Below are 12,894 nucleotides of genomic sequence, written 5' to 3'. Positions count from 1 at the left end.
AATGCGCGCAAACGACTCGTGGAAGCTGGTGCAAATCCAGCGCGGTCGCGCCACTGTGACCGGTTTCAGTCCGAACCGGAAGTCAGACCTCGGCGTCGTTGTCTACTATTCAACTGTGGGGCGCGCTATCCCCAGGATTCCAATAATGAAGCTTCGTCATCTCATCATCAGCTCCGCGCTGACGGTTACCGCTTGCCAGATCGCTCACGCCGACGACTCGTCGTCAACCCAGGATCAGGCCGTCGCGCAAACCACGCTACCGAATATCCTCGTCACCGGCGACACGCAGCATCTACCGCAATCGTTCGATCAGCGATACGCCACGACCCAGGTTCTGACTCGCGCAGATCTCGACCGTCTTTCGCCCATTGACCCAAGCATCACGCAGGCGCTCGCTACACTGCCCGGTGTGACCATTGCGCAGAACGGCGGCCCAGGTTCGCTTGCGTCCGTCAGCATCCGTGGCTCGGCGGGAAATCAGGTGGCCGTGTTTATCGACGGTATCCGGGTCGGTTCCGCGACCAGCGGTCAGGCCGAGTGGGCTGATCTGCCGACCTCCGCATTCGACCGCGTGGAGGTGATCTCCGGTCCGGCAGCCGCTTCGTTCGGCGCCGATGCGATGGGTGGCGTGATCCAGCTCTTCACGAACCACGCTTCCAATCAGCCCAATCAGACCACGGTCTCGGTGGGCGGCGGGTCGAACAAGACCTTCGATACGCAGGTCCGCACATCGGGCTCGGTCCCGTCCACCGGCGCGCTCTCGGCGTTGAGCGGGCTGACCTACTCGCTCGGCTTGCATGACTACAACACGGCGGGGATCGATGCGACGCAGCCGGTTGTCTTCGGTCACGAAGATGGCCGTAACCCGTACCATGCACAGGACGTGGATGGACGCCTGGGTTACGCGCACAACAACTGGTCGCTCTCCACCTTCTTCCTGTATCACCGCTCGGATCTCTCCTACGATAACGCGGGCGGCGACGACCGGCAGGCCGATTATCAGCTGACGACGGGAGCCGCGTTCCATCTGGATATCACGCCGTTCACGCAGCTCGATCAGTCGGTCGGCTACGCCACGGACCGCGAGTTCCTGTATACGAATACGCCGGGCATCCCATCCGACGAAATCGACTCGACGCGCCTGAGCACGTCGACCTCGCTGACGCATCAGGAGCGTGGGCCCGCGCTGTTCAACCTGCCGCTGTCCGGCGAGACCAAGCTTGCCTACGACTTCTCGCGCGAGCAGGCCTTCCTGCCGTACGACATTCCGTCGGGTGTGCCGACGCGCGACGATTCAGCGGTTTCGCTGCATCAGTCGGCGACGCTCGGCCCGTTGACCGTGTTCCTGGCAGGCCGTCACGAGATCATCGAGGGGCAGTCGGTCAATACCGGCAACGTTGCCTTGTCTTATGCGATCACGCCGGTTTATACGGCGCGCGTTTCGTATGGCAATGCGTTCCGTCTGCCGACCTTCGACGACCTGTACTATCCGGGCTACGGGAACCCAAACCTTCTGCCGGAGCGCAGCGATACGGTTGAGGCGGCGCTGGATGCCACAACGTCGTTCGGGACCTTCACGGCAGCGGTGTACGACACGCGCGTTCACAACCTGATCAATTACGACTCGGTGACCTTCCTGCCGGTGAACGTCGGACGCGCGCATATTCAGGGCATCGACCTGTCGTACAAGGGCACCATCGGCAAATCGACGCCGGTGAGCCTCTCGCTCGGTTTCCTGAATCCGCAGGACGTCACCGATCAGACCTGGCTTAACCGCCGCCCGCGTCAGACGTTCAGCCTGAACATCGATCACATGTGGGACGAGTTCCACCTGCACGCGCTGAGCACGGGCATCTCCGTGCTGTACGGTGGATCGACCTTCGACGATCAGGCCAACTCGATCTATCTGCCATCCTATACAACGGTGGGCCTGCGCGCTGCGTACAAGATTAACTCGCATCTCACCGTGTCCGCCAATCTGTCGAATCTGTTCAACCGGCAGTACGTAACCGCGTACGGCTACAACACGTTGGGCCGGACGGCGTTCGGCAAGCTGGCTTACACGTTCTAAGGCAGCGTTCCAGGCGGTGTTTCAGGCAGGGGAGCCGCGCTTCGGCCGGCGGACGGCTCGCAGCTTGCCGCTGCGTCCGCCGCCGCAGAAGAACTGCTCGGCTCCGTCGGACTCCAGCCCGGACACGTGGACGCCGGGCGGCATTTCGAGACTCTCCACGACTTCGCCACTGCGTGGATCGACGTGTCGTAGCTCGCTTTCGTTATCGTCCCATGTGGCGTGCCAAAGCTCTCCGTCAACCCACGTCACACCGGTGACGAAGCGGTTCGATTCGATGCTGCGAAGAACCTTCCCGGTTTCGGGGTCGATCTGAAGAATCTTCCGATCCCGATACTGCCCCACCCACAGCGACCCTTCGGCCCACGTGAGTCCTGCGGCATCGTCGCCGCCAGGGGCCGGGATCGAGGCGAGCACGCGGCCGGTCTGCGGATCGATCTTCTGGATGTGATGATCGGCGATCTGGTACAGGTGCTGGCCGTCGAAGGCCGTGCCTGCGTGCGCGGCGACATCGAGCGAGCGCAGCGTCTTGCCGCTCTGCGGATCGAGCACGTTCAGCCTGTCTCCGCTGGCAAACCAGACGTGCTCACCATCATAGGTGACGCCATGCACGCCATCGATACCCGGAAATGGGCCGTATTCATTGACGATTTCTGCTGTTGCACGCTTCATGGCGTCTCCCTGTTGGTCACCTGTCGATTCCATCATAATCAACCGGTAGCGGCGCGGGGAGTAACAATGTCGTCGTGAATCCCGGCAGGGCCGGGGTCATCCAGCGACGCGCCCGTCCACGTCCAAACGACTGCACCTTGCCGGCGGCCGCCAGCGAGTCGAGCGTCCGCTGTACGGTGCGCTGGCTGACGCCAAGCACAAGCGCGAGCGCCGAGCTCGACCATGACTCACCGTCGGCGAGCAAGGCGAGTACCACCGCATGTCCTTCTTCGACGGGTCGCGCCAGCACCACGATTTCTCGCGCCCGCTGCGGCGCCAGTGCAAAACCGGCTCTCGTTGCATTCACGCTCGCCAGCGTCCCGAGCAATGTGCGAAGCCGTCCGATTTCGACGCGCAGGCGTACGCGATGCGATTCGTCGGGATGCCGGGTGCGGAATGCCTGCGAGATCAGCGTGTCCCGTGGCACGTCGGACGGCCACGCTTCGGCGAGCGCGCGTGCAAGCGCGAACAACACAGGACGCCTTGCGAGCGAAACGACGGTGTCCGCTTCGCGCACGGCATAGTGGCATGCATCGACGATGAGCGTGTCGGATGCCAGTAAGGCTTCGACTTCGGCAAGCAGAAGAGGGCGTTCCTCGCCACATGCAATTAACCTTGCGGCGGGCGCGTTCAATACGAAGAATGCGTTTTCGACCTCAGCCTTCAACGCAGGGATGCCCGCGCGGTGCGCGGCGTATTCGGCCTGTTTGAGCGCGGCAAGGGCTGTTTGCGTGTGCAGGCGGCGCATTGCTATACCTGCGACGACCAGTTCGTGAGCGGCCCTGAGTCCGGGTGGAAAGGGCGTGGGGTCAAGTTCGGTGAGTGCGTGCTCAGCCTCGTCAAGGCGCCCAATCAGTAGCAGACGCCGCATCTCGAGATACCGCGCATACGCAGCATTAGCCCGGTCGCCGCTCGCTTCGAGCGTCGCCCGCGCGGCGTCGAGCGCCTTGGTGGGCCACGCGAGGTCGCGCGAGGCGAGCGCGATCTCGGCTTCGGCGACCACACATCGAGCCCGGGATACAGCCTCTCCTGCACCGAAGGCGCGTGCTGCACTGCGCACCAGCGCCCTGGCTCGCACGAAATCGCCGAGTTGCGCCATCGCGATGCCGCGTAGCGCAAGTGCGGGCGCGTCGTCGCGCAATGCGATCCGCTTCAGCGCGCCGAGCGGGTCGCCGGCCGCGAGCGCATGCGCCGCTGCTGAGACTGGCGAGTCCTTCGGCTGCTCTAATCGCGTCACACTTGTCACTCCCCCTCCTGCGGTGCCCGGGACTAATCTAGCACGACACCCAAGCCTCTCAGCGGATTTGGGAACGGAACAAACGACACAGGACACCTAAGGAGCGAATCATGACGACGACACATGCAACCGGGACACGCGAAGAATGGCTGGCGGCGCGGCTCAAATTGCTCGCAGCGGAGAAGGAGTTCACGCGCCGCGGCGACGAACTGGTGCAGCAACGCCAGGCCCTGCCGTGGGTGCGGATCGACAAGGCGTACCGGTTCGATACCGAGCAAGGCAGCGTATCGCTGGCGGAGCTTTTCAGTGGACGCTCGCAGCTTCTCGTTTATCACTTCATGTTCGGGCCGGACTATAAGGCTGGGTGCCCGTCGTGTTCATCGATTGCGGATGGGTTCGACGGCATCGCCGTTCACCTCGCTAACCATGACGTCACGCTCACCGCTGTGTCGCGGGCGCCGCTGGAGAAGCTGCTGGCCTACCGACGGCGCATGGGATGGACGTTTCCGTGGGCGTCCTCGGCCGGGAGCGATTTCAACTTCGACTTCAATATTTCGTTCACAGAGGCGCAACAGCGTGATGGCGAAGTCGAATACAACTACCTGCGTGGCCGGCATGCGATGGATGCGACACCGGCACCTGAGCCCGTCGTCCAGTTTGCAGCTAACTGCGGAACCGACGCGCAAACGTACGCGCGCGACCGGCCTGGAATGAGCGCTTTCATACTCGAGGATGGCGTCGTGTATCACACGTACTCCACCTATGCGCGCGGCGTGGACGGCATCTGGGGCATGTACCAGTGGCTCGACCGTGCGCCGAAGGGACGCAACGAGACGGGCGTCTGGTGGAAGCGCCATGATGAGTACGCCAGGGGTTGAGCCCAGTCATGAGTGACGTTCGCGCAACCGGTCAGCGGACACCGCGTGGGGCGTTCTTGCGCCACGCGGTTTTCCAACGCGCCGGCTTCACTTTTTACGGCATCTGCGCGCTGCTGTTTGCAGCAAGCGCGACGGTGACGCTCATGTGGTGCGCGTCGATGTCGGCGATGGGCGAGATGCCGATGCCAGGCGGCTGGACGATGTCGATGGCGTGGCTGCCGATGTGCGGACAGACATGGCCCGGTGTCGCGGCATCGTTCCTCGGCATGTGGCTCGTGATGATGGTCGCGATGATGCTGCCATCGCTTGCGCCTGTGTTGTGGCGCTATCGTGAGGCGTTGGCCGGGGCGGGTCAGACGCAGCCTGACCGGCTCACCCTACTGGCGGGCACGGCGTATTTCTTTGTCTGGGCCTTGTTGGGGCTGGCTGCTTTTGCGGTGGGCGCCGCGCTGTCGGCGCTGGAGATGCAGCTATCGGTGTTGGCGCGCGCCGTTCCGGTCGTGGCCGGTATGGTCGTGCTCGGAGCGGGGGCGCTCCAGTTCACTAGCTGGAAGGTCCGTCACCTTGGCTGTTGCCGGGAAGCTCCGGGGTACTGTGACTGCGAACTGCCAACGGATGCCGGCGCAGCGTGGCGATACGGCCTGCGCCTTGGGCTTCATTGCAGCTACTGCTGCGCTGGCCTGACGTCGATCCTGCTCGTTGCCGGGGTCATGAATGTTTGGGTGATGGCTGGGGTAACAGCGGCTATCACCGTAGAGCGTCTCGCGCCATTCAGCGAAGATGTCGCGCGCGTGATCGGCGTTGTGATTGTCAGCGTGGGCGTGGCTCTGGTCGGGCGAGCCGTAGGGTTGGGATGATCGGAAAGGCCGGGGTTTGAACCGGCTCGTCACTTGATATCGCCGCGCACACGGCCACGATTGCCCGCCGCCGTGTGCGTCTATATCAAGTCGCCGATGCGCTCAGCGTCGTGTTGTACGTGGTGCCCGTGATCACCACATTATTCAGCGTAATACCGCTGACATTGCTTACGAAGATCGGACCCGGCGCCGCCGACGCAGACGTCGAAGGCGTCGTCGGGGCCGCGCCCGTGCACACCGGCGAGCCGAGATTGCAGTTCGAGATCGTGACGCCGCTGATCGGACTCACGGTCGGCACCGGTAGCGGACCGTTGTAGTCGACCGCCTCGGGGCCCTGCATGACGATCGCCTGGAAGCACGAGTTCGACCCGGCGACGAAGCCCGAAGGCATTGAGTACGATACCGCCCCCGACACATCGCTCGCGTTCACGTTCGAGATGTTGATGTTGCTGATCACCGACGGAGTCCAGCGTACCGCATCGCCGGACGGGCTGTAATCGCAGTCGAACGTAATCAGGCCGCCTTGACCTGTGGACGGGTTCGTCGCGAGACCGGTCGTTCCGGTACCGGTGATCTTGCTGATGGCGGCGCCGAGCGCGCCACCGCCATATTTGCCGGCCAGGTTCACCCCGTTGGGCAGCGTTACACCGTTGATCCAGACGTTTTTGATGTAACCGCCGCGGTTCATGTTGGTCTTGAACCGCAGTGCGATATTTAGCGGATTGCTCGCCCAGTTCTCGTTTTGCATCGTCAGATTGCGCGCGTAGACGTTCTGCACGCCCGCACTCAATTCACTGCCGATCGTCAGGCCGCCGTGGCCACTCTGCATCGTACAGTTCTGCACGACGATGTTCTGCATCGGACCGTACTCGGTGTCGAGGTACTTGCCGGACTTCATTGCAATACAGTCGTCGCCGGTGTTGAACTGAACGTTCTGTACGAGCACGTAGTTGCACGCGTCCGGATCGAAGCCGTCGTTGTTCGGGCCAACGCTGTCGGCAAACACGCCGTCGATCACGACGTTCATGCAATCGGTTGGATGGTGCTGCCAGAACGGCGTGTTCTGCGTGTGGTAGTTCTGCAGGAGCACGTTCGTGCACCCGATGAACTCGATCATGCATGGACGCAGAAAGTGTCCGTTGCCGAAGATGCGGTCCTCGAACGGCACGCGCAGCTCGGACAGCGCGGGCAGATAGTTCTGGTCCTGGTTCCAGCCCGTGCCTGTGAGCAGGTCCATCAGCGAACCCGTCACACCGTACTGATTCGTAAAGGAGACATTTGCCTGCGGGTTCTTGATCTGGGAAGCGGGGAGGCTCGTCAGTGGGACGTTGTTCGGATTCGCATAAGCCTGCGATGGCGTCGACGAACCCGCACAGCCATACGTGTTGCTGCTGCCCTTGTAGGTCCACCAGCACGAGGTCGGCGGCTGATTGCTGAGTTGTATCGGCGTCATCGCCTGACCGTTCAGCACGCAGGTGTTGTCGTCGGCGGTCAGTGCAATGTTGGTCTGGCGGAACGCATAGATCGGCGAGCCGAAATTCAGACAGTCGTTCGCCTGCCAGCGCGTGTGGTACAGATTGCCGTTCGCCGTCCTGTACGGACCGCTCTTCGCGTAATCCGCCGGGTTCGGGCTGAAATAGATCGTGCAGCCCGACTCCAGATGGAAGTTCACGTGGCTCAGGAGCACGATTGGACCGCCGCAATACCAGTTGCCGGCCGGCACCACCACGCGGCCGCCGCCGGCACGATTCGCGTCCATGATCGCGGCATTGAACGCGGCACACGAGTCGTGCTGCGTGCCCGTGTAGTCGCACGGCACCATCACGTCCGAGCCGGGGCTTTGCAGGTCGCTGGTCGGATGCGCCGTCTGCTCCGTGCCGCCGGTCACCCAGGGAATCTTGCCGCCCGGCCACGCGGTCGACGAAATCAGCGCGGAGGCGGGCAGCGTGCGTGCACCGTAGCTCATCACGTGAAAGTCTGCGCGGGAGAACATCTCGGGCCTGATATAGGCGAGCCTCCTGATGACGGCCGTGGCCTCGCCGGCTGGGCCCCAGATTGGGTCGGACGCGAACGGGTGGCCGGGTTGTGGCGGAGGCTGGTCTCCGGGACCTGAAGGAAACGGAAACATGGAGTCTGCCGCTACCGCTGCGCGGCCGGTCGCGAGAAGGGTTGCACCTGCGGATACTCCGGCAAAGGCCATAAACGCGCGCCGGCCAGGCGAGGCGGGCGCGTTGTTGTGGGGTGCGGGGAGCGGAGTATCGTCTTTGTCATGCGCTGCCATTTGATTCATCTCCTTTTGTCTTACCGATAAGTGGTCATCCATTCGTCTTCCAGGGAGCGACGTGGCGACGCTCGTGCGCGGCGGAATGCATAGACGCAGTGACGAGATCGGGCAGGACCTTCTGATGGGATCCTTACTGCTATTGTTGTAAGACGATGTGAGAATTGTCAATCAAATGTGACCTGGTAGTGGTACTGATCGCGCAAGTTGGCGGGCATGCCTGAAAGATGCCTTACAACGCGGCGAGGGACGCACCGTGGCGGCAAGCCTCAACCGCGGAGCGCCGCAGTAACCACCACGAGAGCCGAGAAGACCAGCGCCGGGGCGAGATGCCCGAACGACTCGCGGTTTCGCACCAGCGTGAAGAGCACGGCGATCAAAATCGCACCGGCCAGCATCAGGCCCAATACTCTGGTTTGTTGTCCAAAAAGAAGTGCCGCGCACAACAGCTCGAGAGCGCCACAGAGCAAATGAAACCATGCGGGGTAACCCCAGCGCGCGAAGTCGCGCTTCACCGCGCCGCGTCCCGCGAGATTGACCACCCCGGCAACCGCGAACAGAATCGCTACGATCATCGCGAGAATCGACTCGAAAGATGCACTGTTCCACGCCATGGTCATGCTCCGTTGACTTGCTGGAAGTGCTTTTGCGCAGAGAGATCCGCAATCAGGCCGGGGCCGTGGGGCGTCCACGCAAGAACTCGCCGGGCATGCTGGCCGCTTACTGTCTGATCGAGTGCCAGCGCGTCGGCGAACGGTCCCAGCGATTGGCGAGCATCGTCGAGCGGCCAGGGTTCGACGCGATCGGCGCCGACCGAGGCCCGAATTGCTTCACCTATTTCGGCAAGGGCAACGGCCTCTTCCGTGACCACGTTGAAGATCTGTCCCATGACTTGTGCGTCCCCGCGTGCCGCCCGCTCCATCGCGCTCAGATAGGCCGTGGCGAGATCATCGACGTGAACGGCAGGCCAGTGGTTGCGACCGTCGCCTACGATCTTCACACTACCAGTTTGACGGGCCATGCCGGCAAGCATGCCAAACACGCCGCCACCGTAGCCATGCACCATCGCCGGCCTGAGGATCACTGCAGCAATCGAGCGGCTTGCTGCTAGCGCCTGCACCTGTTGCTCCACTGCGGGCCGCCAGGCGATGAGTGGCGTCGGATTCAGCGCCGATGCTTCAGTCGCGTGTTCCCCCTCCGTATTGCCGTAGACCCAGGTGCCCGACGTATAAACAAACGCCGCGCCCGGATGCAGATGCGAAAGCATCGCGACAGCCGCGGCCTCATCAGCAGCGCCGGCGGAAGCATCGTTGGTCGACGCGGTGTGCACCACCCCATCAGCGGCACCGGCAATCGCGGCGAAAGACTGTGGCTCGCGCAGGTCGCCGGAATGCAGTGTCACACCGAGATGTGCCAGTTTGCTGGCGGCCGCCGAAGTGTCCTTGCGAACCAACGCCGTCACCTGATGGCCGCGGTTGATAGCCTTGCGCGCGACCGCTTGCCCGATAAAGCCAGTACCACCTGTGATGAACAGTTTCAAAGCGTTCTCCAATGTTTGGCTGCGAGTTGAATAGCCGTACAAACGAGACTAATCAGTCTCGTTTCCGCAAATCTAAACGAGACTGACCAGTCTTGTCAACTACTCAATGATCTGCTATTTATCTCGCATGGACACTTCTTCTCTCCCCGACCTGAGCCCGCTGCAACGCCGTAAGCGGTTCGCCATCCTCGACGGTGCAAAAACCGTTTTTTTAAGCCAAGGTTTCGGCCTGGCAACGATGGACGATGTCGCCTCGGCCGCCGGCGTCGGCAAACAGACGGTCTACCGCCACTTCAAGTCGAAGGAGGCGCTCTTCGTTGGTCTGGTCGGCGAGATGTGCGCTCAGGTGGGCGCGCTGCTTGCCAGCGCTCAGGGCGAGCAAACCGACGGCGCACCCGAAGTCGAGTTGCGCGAGCTGGGATGGTTGCTGGCACGAGGTCTTATTACGCCGGATAATTTGCGGCTTTACCGGGCCATCGTTGCTGAGGCCGAGCGTCTTCCGGAACTTGGCCAGGTGTTTTACGAAAATGGTGCAAAGGTCGTGCGTGCCTTCGCCGCAAAGATTCTGCGCAAGCGATTTGACGAATCGACTGCTGCCTTGCGGTCAGCGACATTCGTTCAGTTGGTGCTTGGCGACGCGTATCTGGAACTGTCAATTGGCTACATGGTGCCCGATGTTGAAGCACGCTTTGCGCTGCAGATCGACGAGGCGGTAGCGGCTGCACTTCGCTAAGGAGTACCGCATAAGGTGTCGAGCCGCTGCATGCGGAATGCAACAGCGTATAGCGCGGGAAGCAGGACGGTGCCTGTTGATTCACTGAATCAATTCATCACGCCCCTGGCGTGGCACCTTATCCTGCGATCGCTGTGCTTACTTCGTCACCGCGCCTGCGTTGCGCGCGGTCCGGCTCCCCGAGACTGTCTACCGTCCACGTTTCCGGCAGCCAGGCGACCGTCTGGAAGCTGCGGAAGTCGGCGCCCTGACGGTCATCGGTGAAGCGCAGCTCAATGCGGCCATGCTCACGGCGGATGAAATCGCGCACCGCGTCCATGCCGACGCCGCGTCCCGACACTTCGCTCACCGTCTGCGCGGTGGAGAAGCCCGGACGGAAGATGAAGGCGGCGATGGTCTCGTCGCTCGCCGCTTCGTCAATGCTGAGCCATCCGCGTTCAATTGCCGCGCGGCGGATCTTCGCCAGCGCGAGGCCGCGTCCGTCGTCGCTGACCGTGATCTGCAGCGCGTGGTCGTCGACGCCCATCTCCAGCGCGATCGTGCCCGGCGCCGGTTTGCCCGCGGCGATGCGCTCGTCCGCCGGCTCAATGCCGTGGTCGACGCAGTTGCGCAGCAAATGCGTGAAGACATCGCACAGCACACCGCACGCTTGGCTGCGGACCCGGTAGCCGTTGTCGTCAATCCGCACGTGCGGCACTTCCTTTCCGAGCTCCTGCGCGAGCGACGGCAGCGAGCCGAGTACGCCGCCGAGCGCTTCGCCGAGCGTCGCAGTACCGAGCAGCCGAAGCGTGCGGTGCATCGACTCACGCATCTCCAGCAACGCCTGCGGATCCGACGCATCCGCCCCCTCGAGCATTTCGAGGTGTTGCTGGATCAGCGCGATGTCGACCATCAGGTAGCGCTCGGCGCTGCTCGCGGCCTTGCCGCCCTTGCGGCCGAGGCTCACTTCGTTGATCGTCGCGTACGCTTCGAGCGCGGCCTTCACGCGCCCGAGGTCGGCGATCAGCGCCTGCTGGTCCCAAATGTGATCGCCTTGCGCCGTGCGCAGCGCGTCATAGCGCTGCTCGGCGTCGTGCACGATGCTCGTGAGGTGCTGGAAGCTGTAGGTGCGTGCATTGCCCTTCACCGTATGCATGTTGCGGAACAGCTTCGCGACCGCGTCCAGATCGGGCCTGTCATGCTCGCGGATGATGCGTTCGTTTTCGTGGATAAAGCCGATCGAGCTTTCCACGAACTGGTGAAACTTCTCTTCGCTCACCGCAAGGATCTCGCCGATCATTTCGAGGCGGCGGCGCTGCTCGCCCGCTTCGGCGGCAAGCGCACGCAGCTCGGTTACGTCGCGCACGCACAGCATCAGGCGCACGACGATGTCGTTTTCGCCGATGATCGCCGACCAGCTCAGGTCGAGAATTTTCACGCGGCCATCGGCCATCGTCTTCGAGATTTCGTTGACAAGCAGATGCTCGTTGAACGCGAAGTTCATGCTGTCTTCGCCGAGGCACGCGTCGAGCGCAGCCTCGATCTGCGCACGCGCATCGCTGCCCACGTCGGTGTTGTCGAACACGAGATCGAGCAGCGGCTGCCCCGCAATGTCGGTCGTCTCGAGGATCGCTTCGAGGTACGCCGAGTATTCCGGATGCACGATGCCGCCGTCGACGACGGTCAAAATGCCTTGTTGCATGTTCTGCAGCATCGCCTGGATGTCGGCGGTTTTCTGTTTCAGCTGGAGTGAGCTCTGCTGGATCTCCTCGACCATGGCGGCCAGGCGCTCACGCATGAACTCAAGCCCGACCATCAGGCTCGTGCCATCGCCAGGGCGCGTGCGGATGGCCGTCGAGAGGTCACCAGCGGCAATGCGGGCAGTGAGGGCAGCGGCAACCCGCGGCTCTCCGCCGAGCTGGCGCAGGATGCCTCTGGCGATCACGAGCGAGACGATGAGCGCGATGAGCGACGCGAACAGGATGAAACCCGCGACCGTGAGGATCGTGTGGTGATACGCGGCCTGCGCGGCGGCGCCCTCCCTTGCGGCCGCGGCATCGTTGCCCGCCACAATGGCCTCCAGTTCGCGATCAAGCGCGGCGCGGGTTTGTGCTGCCGCCCCCATGATCTGCTGCGAGGCATCCGCCTGATTGCCGTCGGCCAGCGAGGCTCGGATCTTCGCGTCGATAGCAATGTAGTGTTCGAAGAAATCGGCCACGCGTCGGACGCGCGCCACGTCATCGCCCGAAGCGAGCGCGCGATAGCCAGCCAGCGCGTTACGGAACATGCCGATGCCGGCGTCGGTCATGTCTGTGCCGTGCTTTATGTCCAGCGGCGTATTCGCCCCGACGGCGAGAAATTCGCCCAGCGCGATCTCGCGCGTGCTCGCGGCCATCTGCAGGCTGCTGCGCACCGCGGGTAGCTGGATTCCCTGCAGCGCTGATACCCGGCTGTTACCTGCGTGCATCTCGATAATGGCCACCACGCCCAGCAAGACGATCAGCACGACCATGGCCGCTGATCCCGCGAGCAGTTGCGTCAATACATCCAGCCGGTTGAATTCGCGCCTCATGATCATTACCAGTCCTTACCGATGACCTGTAGTAACGG

Annotated in this window: 10 protein-coding genes and 1 riboswitch; of the genes, 4 read left to right on the top strand and 6 right to left on the bottom strand. The window is 62.8% G+C overall.

All coding sequences use genetic code 11. The features are described from left to right. The first annotated feature begins 10 nt into the window (after positions 1-10). Positions 11-100: riboswitch (adenosylcobalamin (AdoCbl) riboswitch) on the top strand. A 45-nt stretch (positions 101-145) separates the two neighbouring features. Beyond that, on the top strand, positions 146-2,071 hold the full coding sequence (locus P3T24_RS29135; RefSeq protein ID WP_429440082.1) for a TonB-dependent receptor domain-containing protein: 1,926 nt from the start codon (positions 146-148) through the stop codon (positions 2,069-2,071). Between the two features lie 21 nt (positions 2,072-2,092). Here P3T24_RS29135 and P3T24_RS29130 read toward each other — a convergent pair whose 3' ends face one another. Both P3T24_RS29130 and P3T24_RS29125 read right to left on the bottom strand, forming a co-directional pair. Further along, positions 2,093-2,740, bottom strand: coding sequence for a DUF5074 domain-containing protein (locus tag P3T24_RS29130; RefSeq protein WP_429440079.1), 648 nt, complete (start codon positions 2,738-2,740; stop codon positions 2,093-2,095). A 16-nt stretch (positions 2,741-2,756) separates the two neighbouring features. Then, positions 2,757-4,016 (bottom strand): helix-turn-helix domain-containing protein, encoded by a 1,260-nt coding sequence (locus tag P3T24_RS29125; RefSeq protein ID WP_429440076.1) that lies wholly within the window; start codon positions 4,014-4,016, stop codon positions 2,757-2,759. A 110-nt stretch (positions 4,017-4,126) separates the two neighbouring features. On the opposite strand from P3T24_RS29125, the gene P3T24_RS29120 reads away from it, so the two are divergent. Both P3T24_RS29120 and P3T24_RS29115 read left to right on the top strand, forming a co-directional pair. Beyond that, complete coding sequence (locus tag P3T24_RS29120) at positions 4,127-4,894, top strand: DUF899 domain-containing protein (RefSeq protein ID WP_074265717.1); 768 nt, start codon at positions 4,127-4,129, stop codon at positions 4,892-4,894. Positions 4,895-4,902: 8 nt separating this feature from the next. Continuing rightward, positions 4,903-5,751, top strand: coding sequence for a DUF2182 domain-containing protein (locus P3T24_RS29115; protein ID WP_429440072.1), 849 nt, complete (start codon positions 4,903-4,905; stop codon positions 5,749-5,751). An 85-nt stretch (positions 5,752-5,836) separates the two neighbouring features. On the opposite strand, the gene P3T24_RS29110 is transcribed toward P3T24_RS29115, so the two are convergent. The 3 genes from P3T24_RS29110 to P3T24_RS29100 all read right to left on the bottom strand — a co-directional run bounded on the left by P3T24_RS29110 (position 5,837) and on the right by P3T24_RS29100 (position 9,572). Further along, entirely contained in the window at positions 5,837-8,032 is a 2,196-nt protein-coding gene (locus tag P3T24_RS29110) for a glycoside hydrolase family 28 protein (RefSeq protein WP_429440070.1), read from the bottom strand. Positions 8,033-8,301: 269 nt separating this feature from the next. Next, positions 8,302-8,646 carry a DoxX family protein gene (locus P3T24_RS29105; RefSeq protein WP_429440068.1) on the bottom strand — a complete coding sequence of 115 codons (345 nt, stop codon included), beginning with the start codon at positions 8,644-8,646 and terminating at the stop codon, positions 8,302-8,304. Between the two features lie 2 nt (positions 8,647-8,648). Beyond that, complete coding sequence (locus P3T24_RS29100; RefSeq protein WP_429440065.1) at positions 8,649-9,572, bottom strand: NAD-dependent epimerase/dehydratase family protein; 924 nt, start codon at positions 9,570-9,572, stop codon at positions 8,649-8,651. A gap of 127 nt (positions 9,573-9,699) precedes the next feature. Here P3T24_RS29100 and P3T24_RS29095 point away from each other — a divergent pair, with 127 nt between their 5' ends. Further along, on the top strand, positions 9,700-10,305 hold the full coding sequence (locus tag P3T24_RS29095; protein ID WP_429440062.1) for a TetR/AcrR family transcriptional regulator: 606 nt from the start codon (positions 9,700-9,702) through the stop codon (positions 10,303-10,305). A gap of 118 nt (positions 10,306-10,423) precedes the next feature. On the opposite strand, the gene P3T24_RS29090 is transcribed toward P3T24_RS29095, so the two are convergent. Next, on the bottom strand, positions 10,424-12,856 hold the full coding sequence (locus P3T24_RS29090; RefSeq protein ID WP_429440197.1) for an ATP-binding protein: 2,433 nt from the start codon (positions 12,854-12,856) through the stop codon (positions 10,424-10,426). Positions 12,857-12,894 lie beyond the last annotated feature (38 nt).

Source organism: Paraburkholderia sp. GAS33, assembly GCF_050436645.1.
GTDB lineage: Bacteria > Pseudomonadota > Gammaproteobacteria > Burkholderiales > Burkholderiaceae > Paraburkholderia > Paraburkholderia phenazinium_B.
The sequence above is the reverse complement of the archived record's forward strand: the minus strand, read 5'-3'. Positions and strand labels throughout refer to the sequence as shown.

Bases quoted from the DNA above. Each gene is read 5' to 3' on its own strand.
- P3T24_RS29120 (WP_074265717.1), top strand. From the start codon at position 4,127: ATGACGACGACACATGCAACCGGGACACGCGAAGAATGGCTGGCGGCG.
- P3T24_RS29130 (WP_429440079.1), bottom strand. From the start codon at position 2,740: ATGAAGCGTGCAACAGCAGAAATCGTCAATGAATACGGCCCATTTCCG.
- P3T24_RS29110 (WP_429440070.1), bottom strand. From the start codon at position 8,032: ATGGCAGCGCATGACAAAGACGATACTCCGCTCCCCGCACCCCACAAC.
- P3T24_RS29135 (WP_429440082.1), top strand. From the start codon at position 146: ATGAAGCTTCGTCATCTCATCATCAGCTCCGCGCTGACGGTTACCGCT.
- P3T24_RS29095 (WP_429440062.1), top strand. From the start codon at position 9,700: ATGGACACTTCTTCTCTCCCCGACCTGAGCCCGCTGCAACGCCGTAAG.
- P3T24_RS29115 (WP_429440072.1), top strand. From the start codon at position 4,903: ATGAGTGACGTTCGCGCAACCGGTCAGCGGACACCGCGTGGGGCGTTC.
- P3T24_RS29105 (WP_429440068.1), bottom strand. From the start codon at position 8,646: ATGGCGTGGAACAGTGCATCTTTCGAGTCGATTCTCGCGATGATCGTA.
- P3T24_RS29090 (WP_429440197.1), bottom strand. From the start codon at position 12,856: ATGAGGCGCGAATTCAACCGGCTGGATGTATTGACGCAACTGCTCGCG.